The organism is Pseudoalteromonas sp. MMG010 (assembly GCF_018100905.1).
GTDB lineage: Bacteria > Pseudomonadota > Gammaproteobacteria > Enterobacterales > Alteromonadaceae > Pseudoalteromonas.
The window spans coordinates 243178-264258 of sequence record NZ_JAGJEG010000002.1; the positions used below are offsets into that span (position 1 = coordinate 243178).

A 21081-nucleotide genomic window follows, 5' to 3' on the forward strand; every position below is an offset into this window, starting at 1 on the left:
TAATGTGTTTATTGTTATTGCCATACTATGGCGCGTATTTAAAACTTAACTGACAACTCAGAAGTAAAGCCTGAGAACCCAGCGCCAATTTGGCCACCTGAGTTAACACCTTCTTCTTGGTTAACATATTCGACTTTTATTAACGTTTTTTCGTCGAACCAATAACCAGCAGATACCTGTAAACGCTCTACTGTATTGTCATGTTGAGAAATAAGATCTGAAGTATTTTCTGCTTCACCGTAACGAGCTGCTAGGTAAAGTTTTTGCGGAATGATGTATTGTTGTGCTTCGATAACAAAATATTGTACTGATGAATCACCTTTAATAACGCTTGTTGCATCATACGTTGTGCCATCAGCATCTAAAATTCCATCTGAATCACCAAAATATGTGATACCAGCAACTGCATTACCAGCTGTATCTGCAAATGTGTAATCATCTGACGATTGACCAAACATTAATATAATACTGGTTTCATCAGAAGGTTGATAAGCAAGGTTTAACTGAATAATTGATTGGTCTAAACCAGGCATAATACCAACATGGGTATCACGTTCATTTGATGGTGAAGCTGAGAAATTATAATTTTCACCATCACCAAAGCGATAATTGGTGGTGGTTAGGCCATCCATGCTTGCTATGCCGTTTTCAAATCTAAGTTGGTCACCTTGATTTGCTTGAAATAAGTTTAATCCAGCTTTAAAGCCACCGGCAAACTCTAAGGTACCTTGTAAGCGATAATTAAAGCCGCGATCTTCTTGAAAAGCCTCACCAAAACTTGACGTAGTTATATGACCAGCAACATTGTAGCTTTGTAATACACCATCATCGAACGTTTTAGTATAGCTTAATTGAACACCATTTTCGGCTGTAGCGTAATCGGTCATACCATTACCAATCAGTGCATTGCCCTGATTGTCTGCCCCATCTTGGAAACCTTTAAACTGAAAAGGAGCCGCACCAATATTACCCAGTCTTAATGTCAAATTTTCATCTTCGCTTGGTTTGCCATACAACCCTAATAAATCAAATTCGACACCAGCAAAATCATTATGAAATGAGAAATCGCGATCACCGCCACCAAAGTCATTAGGCTCTTCAGCAATATCAATATCAGCAGTGATGAATTCATTAATATGAAATTTCAGCATTAAGTTAGCTCTAATACGACCAAAGCCCGAAGATTGTTCTTCGTCTTCTGGTCTAAAAGCACCGTCTTTAGCTTGAATTGATTGAAAGTTTTGCATTGCTAAAAAGTTAACTTCTAAGCGATCTAAAAAGTTAGATGATTCAGCATGAGCTGGTAAAGTTGTAGCCATTGCAGCAGCTACAAAACTTAAAGCAAATTTTGTTTTCTTATTATTCATCATAATAATCTCTCTATATAGTGTGTCGTGTTTACCAGTGTGTCGTGGGCAGTAAATGCAAAAGCGAACTAAATTGCATATATGTGTATCGGCCCATCTGTTGAGCATATTCCCAAAAAACGATATTTGAGTCAATATCTTTAATTACATTTATTTTACATTGTCGAGATTTAATAACTAACTTACTGTTATTAAAGTAATTAAAATAAAAATTGAGAGCGTTTTATTTTGCTAATGTAAATAATAGGAGAAAGAAACAGGAAATTTAATGAAGGTTGTTAACTTAAATGTGGTTTTTCTCAATCAGTTCTGGAATGAGGCATTATGTATAGCGAGGTGTTGTAGATGCGGACTTCTTATACCAACTAGGCAGCCAATGAGTTACATTTTAGCTCTAATAAGAAGTGTTTTATGAGTAAAGAGCCGTTTAACCAATCAATTAATATTTTCTTGAGCTAATCTCAATAAGTGGTTATAGCTCTTTACCGAATTTCGGCTTAGTGCCATTAGCGGACAGTGGTAACACTGTAATTTGCAGCGAGCAAAGCGAGTCCGACAGAATTGCCTCGTTAAAGCTTTGCTCGCCAACATTACTGAATTACTCCCCCGTAGTTCCACACCATCGATTTACAATTGTCATTAAGTCAGCTTCTTGGATCGCGTCATTCGACCATCCACTTGCAAATTTAATATCGTTAGAATTGGGTAATTGTTCAGGTGATAGCTCTCGAATTCGAATTCTACTTGGAAGTGCTGCGGCCTCACCAACAAATATAGCTTCTCGTCTTGTAAGGGCTGATAACATTTTGGTTAAACCGCTTAAGCTATCAGGTAAAAACTTTGATACATGCTCTTGATCACTGGAATTCGACAACCTAAGAACAATCCAAGAGTTACACTGAGAAAGAACTGTACTTTCAACATCCGAAGGCCTTTGAGAAATAAGACCTAGCCCTAGCCCGTATTTTCGACCTTCTTTTGCAATCCGTCGAATAGCATCTTGAGCTTCTTTATATTGTGCTTCGCCATGATTCGGGACATAACGATGTGCTTCTTCACAGACAAATAGTACAGGGTCTTTCTCTCTTTCATCCCTTGTTTGCCAGAGCTTGTATTGAAATAGAAGGCGAGATATTAATGCTGTCAACGGTCCGGCTACTTCGTTTGGGAGACCTGATATATCGATAATACGGATATCTTTCCCATCCGCTTCACCTACAAATTGTGACAATATTTCCTGTAGCTTAGGCGAAGACTCCTCAGTATATTCTTTCAATAAAAAACTAAGTTGAGGGTTGGAACGAAGGACTTTGAGTTTTTTAAGTATATTATCAACTTTATCTCGGCCTACAGATGCCGCTAAATGATCTTGTTTCCCCGCCTTACGGCCCTGAACCTTGTCAATGTGCTTTACAAATTGTGTCAACTTAAACGGAACTGGCTTATCTCTATCAAAATTCAAAACCTGCTCTTCAGTTTTATCGACGCTGAGTGCTGCTTCAGCCCCTCCATTTGGCTCTGCTCCGATATCCTGAACATATCCGGCTTCAAGTAATCTAGCGTAAGTGATTGCCTCGTAAATAATATTGTTTTGAGATGTAGCCTCGTGTTCAGTCTTACCAATAATCAATGATCTCAATTCATCACTAGACATCAGCCAATAAGGCAATTTTAAAAGCTCTGCTTCATGATCGACTACAGAAGCATCATTATATGCTCGGTATACTTTTGCCCTATCACCAAAAGCACTAGCATATTCACCATGTGGATCAATCATTACAATTCTGGGCTTCAATGTTGTACCTTCTGGCTCATGATCTAAAACAGAATGTAAAATTGAAGCAACTGTTCCTGATTTACCGGAACCTGTAGACCCTAATATTGCAAAGTGATGACCAAAGAGTTTATCAATATTTGCTCTGCATATTGCATTGTTACCACCGATGTAATTACCTATGGGTACCATAGGAGTGATGGCTTCATCTTGAGCATTCGATTCCGCAGCTTTATATACAGCCTCTAGTTCATCATTAAGGCAGATATAAGCACTTTGAAGGGGCAAGGGATAAGTCTCAACACCACGGGAAAAATGAAGTTGAGAATTTTTGTTAGACCATATTCCTTGACCAAACAAGTCAGCTTCTAAAATACGAGCATCATCCGCAGCATTAATTATTTGACTAGTGTCATCAGAAATCAACTCTGATCTCATTTTAAGCGACCTAACAAAAGCAAATAGTAGCTTTCTGCCAAAATGAACTTTAATGATACTACCCATTTGGCCCACGGAATAAACTTGCCCATCAACAGCACGAATCAATTCGTTCACATTATCATCAATTTCTATACGTAAATTATTACCGGATACCTCAATAATTTTCCCGATTTTTAGCTCTGTCCTTGCTTGGAAAACATTATTCATGATACGTCCCCTGTTTTTATGAATTGAGTTAGTCCATCAAAACGCCACCATGTATATTTACTATCATCAGATTCAGCCAAAGGAGTTGTTGAATTATGATAAATTCCCAATTCACCAGCGACATACACTCTAGAACCAATCTTAGGACAGCAAAGCCAAGCATCTAAGGTTTTATTAATAACGACTCCACCTTTCGGTGCTTCTTGAATAAAAGCAATAACTGTCGTTTGGTTAGCTTCACTTCTTAACGCACTTTCTATTTCAGCGTTAATATGGTCATCCCCAAAGCTGTAGCCACAAGTAATTAATGTATTTTGCTGACCATTCATGAGAGTTTTTCGTAAACCTAGAAATAAACTGGCAAATGGATCTTTCTGCGTTTCTACATATTTTGTTGCTTGAGGGTAAATCATAATATTTGCAGGGTCTGATAAATATTTAGTTCCATACCGTGCACGCACTAGCCCTAAATTATTATCTCGGTGCCAATCTATCGAACCATGTAGTTTATATAGATGATAGGTATTTGAATCTATAGCGGTATTTGAAAACTCTTTTTCGGCATTCCAAAAACCTACAGCACCTCCTGAAAATCCATCGCATACAACTTTTTTGTGTAGAGCTAAGGCATCCTCTAGTAATGTGTCGTAATTAGTAGTAAAAAATGTTGTTTTTGAGCGTCGCTCTAGATTTGATTGGCTAATCAATAATGCTTCTATAAATTCAAAATGAGGTTTTATTTCAATAATTGGATTTTCTGCTTTGCCAACTTCCTCTTCTACCCCGTAGTTAGCATTGGCACCCACATATCCATATCTAATAATCCCACCAATAGCCTTAATGATTTCTAGATATAGCTGTTTTAACTCATCAGATGTATAACTATTAGCGCCAAGGTATGCGGTTTTTTGTTTTGAGCGCTCCGCGATAGCGAGCAGATCACCTAAGTGGCTCAAGTAATGTTCAACATGGCAGTCTTCGGTTAGGTCCTCTTTTAAAGAAGCCAAAATATTTTTTTCTTTAGCACCTGAATATTCTTGGATGATTTCCTCAACGCGATTAGTCAATGGATACATCAAAGGTATTTTTGAACCGAAGCTTATTCCAGCCCCAAAAAGCCAATTTTGTCTGCTTTGCGAGCTTAAAAGCTGCTTCAAGTTTTCCAATCTATTGTTAAATTCTTCCATAAGTTTCTCTCAATATTTTCGCTATAGAATACTCAATTAGGTGCAGGTGTGAATCGCATTAACGCTCAAATCCAATTCTAGTTAGAATACTACCTTGTAGATTATACAAACCACTTGGTTTACCTATCCCGTTGTTTCCTATACTTGTTTCACTCTCAATTACACTATTAAGAAACCGAAATATTTTTTCTGAGGGTTTTTCTTCACCTTCACATTGCGCTAACTCAATTAGAGCATCGTCTTTAAATTTCTTTGCGCCAATTACTGCTAGTTCATTTTGATTAACTCTGGTTATCTCAACTTTAGCTCCTAACTCTTGGTCTGGAACAATTTCATATTGATATAAATGATACTCTCGGGTTTGAGGACATTGCACACCTAAAATAAACTCTGCCTGATAAGCAGTAAACAACCGGCTCATAGAGCAATGCTCTCTAGCTTTGTTTAATACTGCTTCAATAGAATGGCAGATTACTTGAGATACATACTCGGCGGTCAAAATTGTGTCTAAGTGACTATCTAAAAACATAGAGTCGTCATAATCAGTTTGTCTTAGGTGCTTATTAGTTTCACAAGACATCACTATTTGATAACTATCATTGTAATAAGTAGGAAATAGCTCTGTTAAATGGTTCTTCATTGAATTAATCAGATGCTGAGCAACTAAAGAGCTTCCAGCAAACGCAACACTACAAGCACCTTGATAACTATTGCCTGAGTAACCATTAAACCACTCACCACAAAAATTTAATCCTTTAACACGAATTGGAATCTCAATTACTTTTTTAAAGCCTTTAACTAAGACATGGTTGTTCTGTGTGATATGGGAGTCTGATGCAAAATAAATCCCTTCTTCAAATCCTCCTGAACTATGACCAGCAAGTACAAGTGTCATTTAAACTCCTTTGGCTGCTAACATCTTTATTAGCGGACACTTTCCCTATTTTGCGCGAAAACGTCCTTATTTCATGAGCTTCTATTAATAGCAAATAGTGTAAGTTATTGCCACCTATAAATATTAAGCCTAGTAAAGGTTATTTTAAAAGTGATAGTTTTCTCTGAGGATTACTGAGCTAACTATAGCTCCCCCTGAATGACCGCTATTCGCTTATAACCGCCTTACTACATCTTTAGTGCAGAACATGGCTTTAAGGGCACTCTTAATATGTACTATAATAAAAACCGCTATCCGTACTATATTAAGTTCAAAAAAAGATACTGGATTAACGTATTAGCCACACTTAAATTTCAACACCTATGAGAAAAACATAAATTAGATAAAAACCACCTCCTCTGTAGCCCTTGCTAAATTAACTATGTCACTACACACATGGCCCACTATTTCAGCTCTGTGAAAAACCATTCCAAAACCGAATGAGAAAGCACATAAATACAAACCAATACCGATAAAAGTGGCGGTATAAAAACGTGTGATGAGTACTGTATAAATTTTCTTGTGGTTAGCTGGCGGTTAGCTTAGTATAAAATTCACATTTTGAATTATTATGTTGTATCAAAACATGGAATTTGTACGTCCTTTAGAGCCTATTTTAATCATTGATGATGTAAAAGAAAGTTATGATGAACTTAATACTATTTTAACTAATCAAGGCTTTGAAAATATATTTGAATGTTGTGATGTATCGCAAGTTAAATCTACAATCCACAGTAAATTACCAAAAGTTATTTTTTTAGATATCGATCTGCCTAGTACGCATTGTGATGAAATAATTGCGTATGTTAATGAACATTTCCCAACGGTTTTCATTGTAATGTGCAGTGGACATAATAGTTTAGAAGTGGTGCAAAATAGTTGGGAGATTGTTGCAAAAGAGTTTTTAGAAAAACCTTTTAATGCAAAAAAAGTAGATACTGTTATGAAGCGTTTAGAACTGACTTAAGGATTACAATGCACAGCGTAGTAAATAAAATTATAACTGATATATCTCGCGTCATTCTCGATAAAGAACATGAAATAAAACTATCGCTTACCTGTATTTTTAGTAAGGGACATTTACTGATTGAAGACTTACCCGGGATGGGTAAAACAACCCTTTCCCACACGTTATCATTGGTATTGGGCTTAAATTATAAACGGGTACAATTTACCAGTGATCTACTGCCGAGTGATATTTTAGGCACTAATATTTTTAATGCAAAAGATCATACGTTTACTTTTCATAAAGGGCCTGTGTTTACACAAGTATTATTGGCCGATGAAATTAACCGAGCCGGACCAAAAACACAAAGTGCGTTATTAGAAGCAATGGAAGAAAAACAAGTGACTGTAGATGGTCACAAGTATTCGCTACCCACCCCCTTTTTTGTTATTGCAACTCAAAACCCTTTAAATCAGTCTGGCACATTTGCATTACCAGAGTCACAGCTTGATCGCTTTTTTATGCGTATAAGTTTAGGTTATCCCAGCAAAGAAGCTGAAAAAAAGCTAATTATGGGAACGGGCAAAACCGATGTATCCGACATCTCATGTCAAATTAATGCAGACGACTTAAGTTTAATACAACAAGAAATTGAACAAGTGATCTTAAGCGTGCCTGTTATTAACTATATTTTAGATTTAGTTAATGCCACTCGAAAAGAAACCATATTTGCGACGCCTTTGTCTCCTCGTGCAAGCATTGCATTAACCAAAGCAGCAAAAGCGTGGGCTTATATTGAGGGGCGTAATTACGTTACACCAAATGACGTACAAATTGTATTTCCGTACGTTAGTGAACATCGCTTAGGTTTACATAATAAAGCAGATAAAATTCAATTAACTAATTTGATTAGTACTGTTGCAGTTCCGGTATAATCTAAATGCAAAAACAGCGCGCGTCTATTTTTAACAATATCAAAGTCACTTTGCAAAATAAGTTACTCAAACAAAAACATAAAAAACGCACTATTACCTTGTCTCATAACAACATTTATATTTTGCCGTCTGTGTTAGGTGCCTTTTTTTTCCTGGTCGCTCTGCTAAATTTTATTATGGCTGTTAATTATCAAAATAATTTAATTTTAGTAATGGCCTATTTAATGTTTATCGTTTTACTCATTTCACTTTTAGCCGGCTATAGCAATATTAAAGGGTTAACGGTGTCGATGCTAAACACCATTCCGACTTACGCCGCACAATCACCTCACATGATATTTAATTTAACCACTGACTCAACTTGCCAAGGGGTGACGTTAAGTTATGCATATGACAAACGCTATAATAGCGACTGTGAAAACATTGACGAAAAAATAACAGAGCTTAATTTACCCCTGCCTTTTAAAAATCGCGGATTTTATAGTTTACCCAGAGTTAAAATAGCAAGTCACTTTCCATTTGGTTTAATTACGGCTTGGAGTTATATCGATACACAAGAGTGCGTTGCTATTTACCCTAAAAAAATTAATCCCTTTAATAATGAATTAAACACGATGCAGGCAAGTGAAAATACTGATTTTAAAAATCAGCTTTTAGGCTCAGATGATTTTAATCAACTTATAAAGCATTCACCTGAAATGGGTCTACAAAGAATTTCTTGGCGTCATTATGCAAAAACGCAAAGCTTAATGGCAAAGCAATTTATTGATAATGAATCGATACACACGGTATTTGATTTTAACCAAATGCAAGGCTCCAGCGAACAACGCTTAAGTAAGTTATGTTTTTTAATTAACGATGCATATGAAAGCAATATAAACTTTACGCTAAAGTTAGGAGTTAAAGCAGTTTGTGTAGATACACGTTTAGATGAAAAATCACGTTTTTTAACCATGCTTAGTCAGTTTGAAGAGAATGTATGAGCGAATTAAATAATCATTCACTTATAAATATAACTCTTAGCAGTATAAATATGTGTTTGATCTTATTATTACTGAGTTTTTTCTCTCCATTATTTATAATTATTTTAGCGTTATTAGGTGCTTGGAATATTTACTTATCAATTGTAAATAACGCAAAGCCTAAAACACGAAAGTTAAACATACTTGCCGCTATTTCATTAGTTGTTATGTTTTATAGTGTTGGCTTTAAAGATACCGTTAATTTATTTGTAGCAATGTTAATAATGGGAACTATTTTTAAATTACTCCAAGCGCACACTAAGAAAAACTATCAAACGGTGACGACATTAAACTTCTTTTGTTTATCAGCTATTTACTTATTCGATCAAGGAATTATCACTACCGTGATAGTGAGCCTGTTATTTGTTTTAAACTTTGCCGTACTGGCTTTAATTGACTCTACTCATAAATTTAAAAAAGCATTTTTGGGTAGTATTAAAATGGTTTTATTTGGATTACCCATTGCGATATTTTTACTGCTATTTTTACCAAAACTCCCCGCGTTTTGGCAATTACCGAGTCCTAAAGTAGCTAAAACTGGACTTAATGAACAAATAAACCCTTTTGATATTGCGAAGCTTTCAAACTCTGATGAACTTGTTTTTAGAGCTAAATTTAATAAGCCAAAGCCTTCAACGCATCCACTCTATTGGCGAGCACTTATTCACGACCAATTTGTGAATAATACATGGCAAACTTCAAAATATTCTCGGCCCTACCAAGTTAATAATATTAAAAAGCGGTTAACTGCTGAAAGTGACTATTCAATTATTGTCGAACCTAATGCAAATATGTGGTTATACGGATTAAATTATTCATCGAGTGAACATAAAAATGTTAAAAGTACTTTTGAAGGCACTTTAATTAAGAGAAAACCGCAAAGTGCCAAGTTTCAATACTCAGTGAGTAGCGCCGCGCTAAATACAGATACACTTTCAAAGGAACAGGTTAAACGCTATTTATCGATAAGTAATACTTACAATTCACAAACTCAAGCTTTAGCCCATAAGTTAAGAAATAGTGTGGGTTCAGATGCCGAATTTGTATCTGCGCTACAATTATATTTTAAAGATCAGCTTTTTAGTTACACACTCACTCCCCCGCCTTTAACGGGTGAAAATACCATTGATCAATTTATGTTTGATTCAAAACGTGGGTTTTGTGGACATTATGCAAGTGCCGCGGCATTTATGTTTAGAACAGCTGGGATCCCTGCTCGCGTAGTAAGTGGATATTTAGGAGGAGAATATAATAGTAGTGATAATTATTATTCTATTAGACAATACGACGCTCATGCTTGGGTTGAAATATATCTAACTGGAACCGGTTGGCAAATATTTGATGCAACAAGTACTGTTGCGCCAATGCGTTTAAATGGTTCACTTTCGCAATTACAACAAATTAGTGATGAGTTTAAATCAAACCTAGATTTTGGTTTAGTGAGTTTAAGTGACTTTGCTGTCATTAATTACATTAGAATAAAGCTAGAAAATTTAGATTATAAGTGGAGCAGCTGGGTTGTTGGCTTTGATAAACAAAAACAACGCGATTTTTTAAAGCGACTATTTGGCGAGAAAAATATTTGGTTGGTTCCTTTATTTTGCGTTGGTGTATTATGCGTAATCATTGGTATTTATTTTGTTTATCTTAATTTTCCTGTCAAAAAAGAGAAAGCCATAGGAATTGTTAAAGAGTATGAAACGCTTGTGAAAATAATGGCTAAGAAAAACATTATTTCACCTGAACATTATTCCCCGCAGCAAAAGTTAAGCTATTTTGCGCAGCAGCGCCCTGGTAACAAGCCTTATTTTGAACAATTTAATGATTTATTTGTACAAATTCGTTATCAACAACAGGCATATACAAAACAACGAAAAAATCAGGCTATTAATCTGATAAACTTAATAAAAAACAGTAAATAGAGAAATATATGAATGCAGTAATATTAGGCGTTTTACTAATGTTAGTTTTAACATTAGTAAGAGTTAACGTCATTGTAGCGATGACAATTAGTGCTTTAATTGCCGGATTAACGGCTGGTTTAGGTTTAAAAGAAAGCCTAGATGCATTTAACTCCGGTTTATCCTCTGGCGCTGAAATCGCGTTAAGTTATGCCATGCTAGGCGCATTTGCTGTGGCAATTTCAAAATCAGGCTTAACTCGAATTTTAGCCAGTAAATTATTGCTAAAAGTAAACAACACCAATACTAACAATGAAACATTAATTAGTTATTTCATATTGTTTATCATATTAATGTGTGCAATTGCTTCACAAAACTTAATACCGGTACACATTGCTTTTATACCGATATTAATCCCTCCATTGCTTATCATATTTAATAAACTTAAATTAAATAGACGCGCAATAGCCTGTATTCTTACCTTTGGTTTAGCCACATCGTACATGGTATTGCCTTATGGTTTTGGTGGCATTTACCTGTATTCTATTTTACATAAAAACTTAATCGATAATGGACTGGCTATTGTGAATAATCAGGTCCCGCTTGCAATGATAATACCGGCTATCGGGATGTTTATTGGATTATTAATCGCTGTTTTTATTAGCTATAGAAAACCACGTACTTACAACAAAAGCGAATTAACAATTAATGAAGAAACAAAACCAATAGATAACCCTAAAAAAGTTATATTGGTTGGTGTTTTAGCCGTTGCTGCATCGTTATTTGCACAAAACATAAGTGGCTCTATGATCCTTGGCGGTTTAGTTGGCGTTGTAATTTTTACTATTTTTGGTGTAGTAAAGTGGGAAGAAAATGGCGACGTGTTTTCTAAGGGCGTTGCTATGATGGCTATGATTGGTTTCATCATGATTTCAGCACAAGGTTTTGCTGCGGTAATGCAAGCAACTGGGCATGTAGACTCTTTAGTTCATAGTGCAGCAGAGATATTTATGGGTAATAAACCCCTTGCAGCAGCTGTAATTTTACTCGTTGGTTTAATGATCACAATGGGCATAGGTAGTTCATTTTCAACAGTACCTATTATTGCCACGTTATTTGTCCCACTATGTTTAGAACTCGGTTTTTCAGTAATGGCTACGGCAGCGCTAGTCGGTACTGCTGGAGCATTAGGTGATGCAGGCTCCCCTGCTTCTGATTCAACATTAGGCCCAACTTCGGGTTTAAATGCTGATGCACAGCATGATCATATTTGGGATTCGGTTGTCCCTACCTTTATACACTTTAATATTCCATTACTTATATTCGGTTGGATAGCAGCAATGGTTTTATAGTAACCATTGGACGCTAAGATTAATTTATAGCTACAAAACTGTATGATGTGTTCTTTTCAAAGATATAAGCTATGATAAACCATAGCTTATATTTCTATTCAAATCCGTTTAAAATTTCTTCACAAATAATAGGGATTGGTTTTTGTTTTTCATCAACAGCAACAAAAGTAAAACCGCCAGTTATTGCCATTCTTTTTTCATCATTATGCATTGTTTCTAAAAGTACTTTTACTTCTACTTTTAAACTTGTATTACCAACATGTATCACTTTGGCAATTAGCTCAGCAAAGCATCCTGATGGTATCGCTTCTTTAAACTCAACCCTTTCTGATAAGATTGTAACCAAAGGTTTTCTACAAAATCGTGTTGCTGCAATAAATGCCACTTCGTCCATCCAAGCCAAGGCATCACCACCAAATAAGGTGTTATGATGATTAGTCCGACCAGGAAAAATAGCTTTAGTGACATGAGTTATTGAGCTTTCAATCCGCTGTGCAATTATGGCGGCTTTATTATTATTATTCATAACGCCTACTTGTTACTTGCTAATTTATCCTGCATTAATAACGCAGGATCTAAACGTTCGCCATGCCAGTTAAAACGCCAATCTAAGTGAGGGCCAGTTACCCTACCAGTTGCCCCTATTTCAGCAATTTTATGACCTTGCTTAATTTCATCGCCAACTTTTACATCAAGCTTACTAAGATGAATATAAGTAGACGTCACACCGTGACCATGATCAATAATTAAGGTGCCGCCAGAGTAATATAAATCACTTTGAGCAAATACCACCGTGCCGCTAAGCGGTGCATGTACAGGTGAGCCGGTTTTATTCGCTATATCTAAGCCAAAATGAGGGCGTCTAGGTTCACCATTAAAGTAACGCTGGCTGCCATAAATTCCCGAAATCCGACCTTTCGCTGGCTTTAAAACAGGATCTAAGAAAAACAATAAATCAGAGTTGATTTCTCGTGCTTTTCTTACGGCTTTTGCCTCAGCGCTAATCCTTTGTGATACAGATTTAGGGGGTGAAACATATTTTTGAGCTACACCGGTAATTTTATCTATTTTATAATCACGTTTTGTAATCATTAGTTCTTGATGGTGAGTCATATTGTCATTATCGACCCATGATAACGTATGCTTAGTTTTAGCATCTCTGCCAAAACCAAATACAAAAACGCCATCATTTGACAGCTTTAAGTTTTTATCATTTAAACTGACCGATTTAACATTCTCTAGCTTTGCGGTCACTAATCCACCTTGAGTTAAGTGCCCTTTTAATTCTAATGCATTAACTTGTAATGACGTTAATAAAAACACCGCACTCATAACTAATGACTTATGCATAACTAATTGCTCCTTTGCCAACACCTTCATATGCCGTAACTTTAACTTTTTTATCAGGGTAACTCATTTTAACTTGAGAAGATAAATAATCAGCAATACATTCAACCGTCGTGTCTATTGGCAATATGTCACATCGTTGCTCACTAATTGCCATTTCAAAATAACCTTGAGCTGATGTATAAGCAAAACATACATCGCCGGTTTTTGCTTTAATATGAACTAATTCATTGCTTTGTATTTTATCTTCAGCGGTTGCTAAATAAATATCCTGCCATTTTAATGACCATTCCTTTTGTAATCTCGGCATACTAATACCATCTAAACTAATGCCGATTTGTGAACGATGCCCATGGATTATTCGCTGACAATTTCCATCATGTTTTTTTAAACCGTGGCTATAGTGATAATAAAAGCTTTTACTGTGCTCTGGTTGTAAATCAATATCAATTTTTTCTATATTTGTTGGTAATTGGGGTAATATCGTCGCAATTAAAAATTGTTTAACCGACTCAATCGACACTTCATCAGCATCTATAAAGCAATAAGCTTGATTTGGTGCACTCATTGCTAAATGATAATTCTCACCGTAATTACAATCTAAAGTTGTATGGTGCTCAAATTTTTCAATTTTAGTATTTTCTAAATTTGGAACGGCTAATCGATGATCAATGCAGTTATCTATAATGCCTTTGATTTGTTTTTTTACGAGGCCAAAATCTAAAACCATTGATTCGTCGTTTAGTTTTCCATGTAATGTTAAATCAACTAGCCAGCTTTCTCCTACTGCGCCACGTTTACTACATAAAAAAGAAAAATCTATCACTGTGAGTGAATCAACAAAAAGGATCATAAACTACCTTTACACTGGTTATAAGTCAGATGGAATTATAAAGCCTTATGATGTTAATTGCCCGATTTTATAGCTTAAAATCAAGTTGCTTAAGTTAAGTGGACAAAAAACAGGCAGGTCATTCATATTTTTAACTGTTCAGAGTTGTTTGGCTTACAAGTGTACGCTAAAGTAACTCATAATTTATAAGTAAAGATAAGTATTATGGAACCTAAAAATAGCTATACAAAAGAAGAACTCGTTTTATGTGGTCAAGGTGAAATGTTCGGCGAAGGTAACTGCCGATTACCTAGTGATAACATGTTAATGATGGACCGTATAATAAAAATAAATGATGATGGCGGAACCCATGGTAAAGGTGAAATCATTGCTGAGCTAGATATTGACCCGAGTCTTTGGTTTTTTGATTGTCACTTTAAAGGTGACCCTGTAATGCCAGGTTGTTTAGGGCTTGATGCTATGTGGCAATTAGTTGGATTTTTCTTAGGTTGGTCTGGTGGTCCTGGTTTAGGCCGCGCACTAGGTGTGGGCGAAGTTAAATTCACAGGACAAGTATTACCAACGGCAAAAAAAGTGACTTATCGTTTAGATATGAAACGCGTTATTAAACGTAAATTATTTATGGGTATGGCTGATGGTACTGTCGAAGTAGATGGCCGTGTTATCTATGAAGCGAAAGATTTAAAAGTTGGTTTATTCCAAGACACCAGTGCTTTTTAAAAAGCATTACGTAAAAAGGCCTTTAAGGCCTTTTTAACTACAAATTTATATCATGTTTTATATAAGTTTCGAGAATCAATTGCTTCACGCCAGCCACCTAACCATTGCGATTTTGGATCGGTTTGTTGATAAGGGCATATTTCTTTAGAACGTCCGGCTAAACCCGCTTTAAAACCTTGAGAATGAGCTCTTTCTAAACGATCTCTTTTCTGTCTTTTCATCAGTAATATCCTCAACTTTCATTTTATATTCGTAGAAAATTTTAACTTCAACTAATAAATAGTTAAAAAATAGATATATGCCAATTAAAAAAATAATTAAATAATTTGACAATAACTAAACAATTGAATGCCAATAATTATTTTAAAATAATAGATCTATTTTATTAACTACCTAATTTACGACATACACGTGTATTTAAAGTTCAGCCAGTGTATTTTAAAAATATAACTTTTTTCACTTGATTAATTAAAGACAATCGGTCTAATATAAATTAATGCTTAAAAATACATCAACTAAAGTACGTCGTGGCAGACCACCAAAAATAGCCCGAGATAACGCTGACACCAAGGCGTTACTCATCCGTACGGGTTTAGAAATATTAACCGAATATGGATTTAGTGCGACAGGCTTAGATACAATTTTAAAACAAGCTAAGGTACCCAAGGGTTCTTTTTATCATTACTTTAAAAGTAAACATCTATTTGGTTTAGCCTTAGTGCAAGCTTACGATGAGTACTTTATTGCAAAGTTAAAAAGTTCTTTACAACAATACGATGTTCCCCCTCTTGAACGCATCGTTAATTTTACCCAAAGCGCTGTGCTTGGCATGCAAAAGTATAACTTTAGACGCGGTTGTTTAGTTGGAAATTTAAACCAAGAATTAAACCACCTAGACGATGAATTGACACAACGTTTAGCCCAAAGTTATAAATCGTGGCAACAATTACTAAAAGCGTGTTTAGATGAAGCAAAACAACAACACACTATTGCCAGCTCAGTCGATACTGATTTAATGAGTGAGTATTTTTGGATTGGATGGGAAGGTGCAGTCATGCGCGCAAAGTTAACTAAGTCTCACAAACCTCTTACGTTATATACAGAAATGTTTTTACGTGCATTATTAACTTAATGTTTTTTTTAATTATTTAAAGACGATCGGTCTAAAAGGTATTTTATGAGTGAATCAATAAAAGCAGTTGTTATAAATAATGTAAATGATGAATATACCGCAGAATATAAAACGGTTGCGGTTAACGATCTCCCACAATTTGATGTCGCTATTGATGTAGCCTTTAGTACATTAAATTATAAAGATGGTTTGGCAATTACAGGCCAAGGTCCTGTAGTAAGAGAATTTCCGATGATCCCCGGTATTGATTTAGCCGGTGAAGTTATTAGTAGTGCTTCTAATGAATTTACAGCCGGGCAAAAGGTCATATTAAATGGTTATTCTGTTGGAGAAAAATATTGGGGGGGCCTTTCTCAACGCGCACATTTAAAGAGCGACTGGCTGATCCCCCTACCCGATTCTTTATCGCTTAAGCAAGTAATGCAAATTGGTACCGCTGGCTATACCGCCATGTTAAGTATTATTGCATTAGAAAAACACGGTATTAAACCTGATAGTGGCGAAATATTAGTGACAGGTGCCAATGGCGGTGTTGGAAGTTTTGCTATTTATTTACTCAACCAGCTTGGCTATGATGTTGTTGCATCTACTGGTCGATTAGAACAATCAGATTACCTTAAATATTTAGGTACTAAAACTGTAATTTCGCGTACAGATTTATCAACCCCTGGCAAACCACTACAAAAAGAACGTTACGGTGGTGCAATCGATTGTGTTGGCAGTCATACCCTTGCCAATGTTTGTGCTTCATTAAAGTATGCTGGTGCAGTGAGTGCGTGTGGCTTAGCGCAAGGAATGGAATTACCCGCTTCAGTAGCCCCATTTATTTTACGTGGTATTACATTAATTGGTATTGATAGTGTAATGCGCCCTAAAGCAGACAGAATCGAAGCGTGGAGTCGTTTAGCGCAATTGGTTAGCAGTGATTATTTAGATGAGATCTCAACTGAAATAAAGTTAGCTGATACGATTGAACACGCAAATCGACTTATGAAAGGTGATGTGCGCGGTCGTATTGTTGTTAATTGTAATATCAATGGCTAATTGTTTTGAGTTTTACTATCTAACTCCTGTTAATAAATTTATAATACTCAGGTATTTATTATCAGGAGACAAGTAATGAGCAACCAAGAAATATATGGCAACAACCCTCTTCAAGGTGTAAAGCTAGAACAAGTAGTCGAACAACTCGTTGAGCAATATGGTTGGGAGTTATTATATGCTTATTTACAAATAAACTGTTTTAATAAAAATCCTGATATAAAGTCAACGGTAAAATTTTTACGTAAAACACAGTGGGCTCAAGATAAAGTAGAAAACTTTTATTTGTATCGCTTAAAAAACTTACCTAAACCAGATGATGTTCAGTATGAATTACCACCCCGTGACCGTGTGATCCCAAGTGATCACAAACCGGGTGAACCCTGTGAGCTTAGTTTTAGTGATGCAAAACGAATACAAGCTAAAAAAGAGGCTAAAGACAGAGCGCGTACACGTAAACAACGTTCAAATCCAAGTAATCCTTGGGGTAATTAGCAAATTAAAAATAAAAAAGCCAGCTTCTTTAAGCTGGCTTTTTTATTATCAAACAGTCATTAAAATCAATGCAATGCAGCAGTAAACGGAATGCTTGCACAAATTTCGGCCTCAGCGACAAGAAGCTCTTCTAAGCGAATATCAACCTCTTCTTTATCAAAATATTCGTATGCGAGTTCAACAAATAAGTTTTTATGTTTTTCTTCAGATTTAGCTATCGCCACATAAAAATCTTTATCTCTGCCCTCAGGTAACGCTTGTGCTACTAAAGAAAAACGTTCATGTCCACGTGCCTCAATCACACCACCAACGAGTAAACGATCCATTAAAAAGCCATCTTTACCGTGGCGAAACAATGCACGTATTTTTTTAATATAAGGGTCTTTTTTATCATCTCCTAACGTCGTATCTCGCTCGGTTAGTAACTTTAAAACTTGTTTAAAGTGAATTAACTCTTCTAGAGCTAAGTCTGTCATTGCTTTTACTAATTTAGGTTTATCGGGGTAATGCGACAACATTGAGATTGCCATACCCGATGCTTTTTTTTCTGCAGCAGCATGATCTTGTAAAAACGTATTAAAGTCGGCCATGACAGCGTCAGTCCATTCAAAAGGCGTGTTGTATTTTAATTCAAACATGATTATACCCTAAAAAAATTTGCCGCATTTTAGCGTAAAACACCATAAAAATCTTGTTTAGTCGTTAAGAATTAAGCTATTTAAATTGTATCTGGATAGATATGCTTATCTATTTTGCCTTTAGCTGTGGAGTCTATTTTAAATTCATGCTTAATCGAATTCCATGCCGTTACTTTTCCACCAGCATTTAACAACTGAAAATCATTGCTTAGAGTTTGCTCTACGTTTAAAAACTGGCAAAAATCACGGTAACTTTTATCATTAGCAATATCGATAAATAAAATGTCATCGGGTCTGTTTATAAAGTACGCTTTTACATTTGATATATGCTTTTTATAACAATCAGTTAAATAATCATCACTATTAATATTAGAGAGGGTTAAGTTATCAAACGTATTTAAAAAACAGCGTTTTATATGAATATTGAATCCGCCATCAGAGCGGGTTAAGTTAGTGTGCATTCGTAACAATAGCTGCCTTATAGAAGGAAGCCATTTAGATAAATCACGCTCTAGGTAGATAAATTTTGAATGTGGATACAGGGTATCTAAATAGATAAAATCGTTGAAAATAGGTGTGTCTGCTAGGGCTTGAGCCTGAGCAAAACATTTTTCAGTATAAGCGGTATGTGCTGTAAATATATTGAGGTTTAATAAAGCATTGCAAACACTTGTTGTGCCGGTACGTGGTAGTCCGATTACAAATATTTTATTGTCTTGATTCATTTAATATAACTTTAGTAATTAATTGATATAACAGAATTTACAAAGTATCAGAAGCAATTAACCACTGATACTCTTATATTATTGTATAAAACTTGAAACTAATAAAATCCCAGCACTTATCGCAAGTGTTGCAAATGTAGATAGCATACCGACCACTCTTAGCTGAAAAGTCCCCTGTTGAATGGCTGTTAAATGGCAAATTCGACCAATGACAAACAATACACCTAATGCATGAATGTAGTAGCTACTTGTGCCTTGATATTCAACTAAAAAAATGAGGATTAAAGCAAAAGGAACGTACTCAATAAAATTACCATGGGCACGAGTGGCACGCAGTAGGTTTTCATTGTTATCAGTACCTAATGATATTTGGTTTGCTTTACGAACTTTAACAACATTAATACTTAAGTATACGTAGATAAATGCAAGTAATGCAGCATAAAATGAAATAATCAAAACATAATTCCTTAAATTAATTTTTACTTATATTAGCATAGTAATCGCAATAACTAAGTAAAACAGTAAGCCTTATATTTATGTTATTGTTAGCAATATACATATATGAATGTTAAAACTATTGCAAAAAAGGCCTCAAATGTTTGTACCTAGAAAAGTAGCCGATCGATACAGAGAAATCATAAACAGTATTGGTTTCTATCCATCGATGATATCCGTTTTATTTTTAGCCTTTGCCCTTTTTACAATGTCTATTGAATACCTTGATATCATTAAATCACTAAAGTCTGAAATAGCCGTACTTTTAGTCGATAGCGCTGAAAACGCACGAACCATTTTAAGTACGCTTGCTGGTAGCATCATTTCGTTAACTGTATTTAGCTTTTCAATGGTGATGGTGGTTTTAAACTCAGCAAGTGCAAGTTTATCACCCCGTGTTGTACCTGGCTTAATCACCAGAAAGTCACACCAACTGGTTTTAGGCTTTTATTTAGGGAGTATTATTTATTCTATTATTATGTTGATAAACATTAATAAACTCAGTAATGATAGTAATGCAATTCCTTCTTTGGGTATTTTGTTTTCATTAAGCTTTGGCCTTATTTCATTAGGCTTATTTGTATTTTTTATCCACTCTATTTCTAAGGCCATTCAAGTAGATAACGTATTAAACGGATTGTTTAAGCAAACAAAAAGCGAAATCCGCTCAATACAACAAAAACAACAAGACACGCCTAATGAGCATTTTCCCGATTTTACACACTGGCATGCCGTAAATAGTATAACTGAAGGCTATTTTAAAGGTGTACATAGCGATAAATTGTGTGCCATTTTAGCAAAGCATGACTTAAAAATTTATATCGTCGTAAACCAAGGCTATTTTACGGTTAAAGGCTATCCATTTTTAAAGTGTGATAAAGATATCAGCAAAGATGAAGCATTGCTCAAATCAGTACTTGATTGCTTTATTTTTTATATTGAAGAATACATAAGCGATCATTATCGATATGGCTTAACACAAATATCAGAAATAGCGGTTAAAGCCATGAGTCCGGGAATAAACGATCCTGGTACGGCGGTAAAAGCTATCGACATGCTCAGTATTATATTAATAGAAAGGTTGTCGATAAGTGATATTAATTACTCATATAAACACAGCGATAAATCCCCACTTTTGTATATTCACGAAACCAGTTTTTCTGAATTACTGCACGATAACTTTACCCCATTACGTAATTATGCAAAATCAGATGCCTATGTGATGACCAATGTATTAGAGGCATTTAAAAACATTTTATTTATTGCCCATGAGAATTTAGCCGCAAGAAATAGCTTATTTAATTATTTAAATGCGATAGTTGATGATATTAATGAAAATGTGACAAACCAATACGACCGAATTGAAATTAACAATATGCTAAAATCAATTGCCCGAATAAGTGAGCAACAAGGAAACTTATTAGTTGCTCGGTTTAATAAACATTAACAGGGCTTTGAGATGCTCTGTAAAGCGCATTGAATGAGTAGTAATGATTATTTTAAAATATTACAGCACTAAAAAAACAAGCCGAAGCTTGTTTTTTTAGTTTGTGTTGTTAGTTTGTATTG

General features: G+C 35.3%; 21 protein-coding genes. 10 read left to right on the forward strand and 11 right to left on the reverse strand.

The genetic code is table 11. The features are described 5' to 3' along the window. Positions 1-38: 38 nt before the first annotated feature. The 4 genes from J8L70_RS04075 to J8L70_RS04090 all read right to left on the reverse strand — a co-directional run bounded on the left by J8L70_RS04075 (position 39) and on the right by J8L70_RS04090 (position 5871). Positions 39-1370, reverse strand: a complete 1332-nt coding sequence (locus J8L70_RS04075) for a hypothetical protein (protein ID WP_211054204.1) — start codon at positions 1368-1370, stop codon at positions 39-41. Positions 1371-1965: 595 nt separating this feature from the next. Then, the gene (locus J8L70_RS04080; RefSeq protein WP_211054205.1) at positions 1966-3789 is read right to left on the reverse strand and encodes an ATP-binding protein; all 1824 of its coding nucleotides are present in this window, start codon (positions 3787-3789) and stop codon (positions 1966-1968) included. Beyond that, complete coding sequence (locus J8L70_RS04085) at positions 3786-4976, reverse strand: SIR2 family protein (protein ID WP_211054206.1); 1191 nt, start codon at positions 4974-4976, stop codon at positions 3786-3788. Before J8L70_RS04085 ends, J8L70_RS04080 begins: the two co-directional genes overlap by 4 nt. Before the next feature lie 58 nt (positions 4977-5034). After that, positions 5035-5871, reverse strand: a complete 837-nt coding sequence (locus tag J8L70_RS04090; RefSeq protein ID WP_188161733.1) for a hypothetical protein — start codon at positions 5869-5871, stop codon at positions 5035-5037. A 625-nt stretch (positions 5872-6496) separates the two neighbouring features. Between J8L70_RS04090 and J8L70_RS04095 the strand changes: the two genes are divergently transcribed. The 5 genes from J8L70_RS04095 (at position 6497) to J8L70_RS04115 (ending at position 12066) form a co-directional block, all read left to right on the forward strand. Beyond that, positions 6497-6877: a response regulator gene (locus J8L70_RS04095; protein WP_211054378.1), complete on the forward strand. Its 381-nt coding sequence runs from the start codon at positions 6497-6499 to the stop codon at positions 6875-6877. A gap of 8 nt (positions 6878-6885) precedes the next feature. Continuing rightward, the gene (locus J8L70_RS04100) at positions 6886-7791 is read left to right on the forward strand and encodes a MoxR family ATPase (RefSeq protein WP_211054207.1); all 906 of its coding nucleotides are present in this window, start codon (positions 6886-6888) and stop codon (positions 7789-7791) included. A gap of 224 nt (positions 7792-8015) precedes the next feature. Continuing rightward, a complete protein-coding gene (locus J8L70_RS04105) occupies positions 8016-8774 on the forward strand; it encodes a DUF58 domain-containing protein (protein ID WP_211054208.1) in 759 nt (252 codons plus the stop codon). Next, positions 8771-10735, forward strand: coding sequence for a DUF3488 and transglutaminase-like domain-containing protein (locus J8L70_RS04110; protein WP_211054209.1), 1965 nt, complete (start codon positions 8771-8773; stop codon positions 10733-10735). The genes J8L70_RS04105 and J8L70_RS04110 overlap by 4 nt, the downstream gene beginning before the upstream one ends. A gap of 8 nt (positions 10736-10743) precedes the next feature. After that, entirely contained in the window at positions 10744-12066 is a 1323-nt protein-coding gene (locus tag J8L70_RS04115; protein ID WP_211054210.1) for a Na+/H+ antiporter NhaC family protein, read from the forward strand. A gap of 94 nt (positions 12067-12160) precedes the next feature. Here the strand turns inward: J8L70_RS04115 and J8L70_RS04120 are convergent, their stop codons facing one another. Genes J8L70_RS04120 through J8L70_RS04130 form a run of 3 tightly spaced genes read right to left on the reverse strand, consistent with a single transcriptional unit; the run spans position 12161 to position 14266 of the window. Beyond that, positions 12161-12592 (reverse strand): acyl-CoA thioesterase, encoded by a 432-nt coding sequence (locus J8L70_RS04120; protein ID WP_211054211.1) that lies wholly within the window; start codon positions 12590-12592, stop codon positions 12161-12163. Between the two features lie 5 nt (positions 12593-12597). Continuing rightward, positions 12598-13416, reverse strand: coding sequence for a M23 family metallopeptidase (locus J8L70_RS04125; RefSeq protein WP_211054212.1), 819 nt, complete (start codon positions 13414-13416; stop codon positions 12598-12600). Then, positions 13409-14266: a 6-carboxytetrahydropterin synthase gene (locus J8L70_RS04130; protein ID WP_211054213.1), complete on the reverse strand. Its 858-nt coding sequence runs from the start codon at positions 14264-14266 to the stop codon at positions 13409-13411. Before J8L70_RS04130 ends, J8L70_RS04125 begins: the two co-directional genes overlap by 8 nt. 204 nt (positions 14267-14470) lie before the next feature. Here J8L70_RS04130 and fabA point away from each other — a divergent pair, with 204 nt between their 5' ends. Further along, positions 14471-14986, forward strand: coding sequence for a bifunctional 3-hydroxydecanoyl-ACP dehydratase/trans-2-decenoyl-ACP isomerase (gene fabA, locus J8L70_RS04135; RefSeq protein WP_211054214.1), 516 nt, complete (start codon positions 14471-14473; stop codon positions 14984-14986). 50 nt (positions 14987-15036) lie between these two features. On the opposite strand, the gene rmf is transcribed toward fabA, so the two are convergent. Beyond that, positions 15037-15207 (reverse strand): ribosome modulation factor, encoded by a 171-nt coding sequence (rmf, locus tag J8L70_RS04140; RefSeq protein ID WP_211054215.1) that lies wholly within the window; start codon positions 15205-15207, stop codon positions 15037-15039. Positions 15208-15482: 275 nt separating this feature from the next. Between rmf and J8L70_RS04145 the strand changes: the two genes are divergently transcribed. The 3 genes from J8L70_RS04145 (at position 15483) to J8L70_RS04155 (ending at position 17654) form a co-directional block, all read left to right on the forward strand. Continuing rightward, the gene (locus J8L70_RS04145) at positions 15483-16118 is read left to right on the forward strand and encodes a TetR/AcrR family transcriptional regulator (RefSeq protein ID WP_211054216.1); all 636 of its coding nucleotides are present in this window, start codon (positions 15483-15485) and stop codon (positions 16116-16118) included. Between the two features lie 45 nt (positions 16119-16163). Beyond that, the gene (locus J8L70_RS04150; protein WP_211054217.1) at positions 16164-17162 is read left to right on the forward strand and encodes an MDR family oxidoreductase; all 999 of its coding nucleotides are present in this window, start codon (positions 16164-16166) and stop codon (positions 17160-17162) included. Between the two features lie 75 nt (positions 17163-17237). Further along, a complete protein-coding gene (locus J8L70_RS04155) occupies positions 17238-17654 on the forward strand; it encodes a VF530 family DNA-binding protein (RefSeq protein WP_211054218.1) in 417 nt (138 codons plus the stop codon). A gap of 65 nt (positions 17655-17719) precedes the next feature. On the opposite strand, the gene J8L70_RS04160 is transcribed toward J8L70_RS04155, so the two are convergent. From J8L70_RS04160 to J8L70_RS04170, 3 genes are all read right to left on the reverse strand, one after another. Then, entirely contained in the window at positions 17720-18292 is a 573-nt protein-coding gene (locus J8L70_RS04160; protein ID WP_211054219.1) for a tRNA-(ms[2]io[6]A)-hydroxylase, read from the reverse strand. A gap of 80 nt (positions 18293-18372) precedes the next feature. Beyond that, a complete protein-coding gene (locus J8L70_RS04165) occupies positions 18373-19017 on the reverse strand; it encodes a sulfotransferase (RefSeq protein WP_211054220.1) in 645 nt (214 codons plus the stop codon). Positions 19018-19095: 78 nt separating this feature from the next. Beyond that, on the reverse strand, positions 19096-19473 hold the full coding sequence (locus J8L70_RS04170) for an MAPEG family protein (RefSeq protein ID WP_211054221.1): 378 nt from the start codon (positions 19471-19473) through the stop codon (positions 19096-19098). A 139-nt stretch (positions 19474-19612) separates the two neighbouring features. On the opposite strand from J8L70_RS04170, the gene J8L70_RS04175 reads away from it, so the two are divergent. After that, positions 19613-20959 carry a DUF2254 domain-containing protein gene (locus J8L70_RS04175; RefSeq protein ID WP_211054222.1) on the forward strand — a complete coding sequence of 449 codons (1347 nt, stop codon included), beginning with the start codon at positions 19613-19615 and terminating at the stop codon, positions 20957-20959. Positions 20960-21081: the final 122 nt, after the last annotated feature.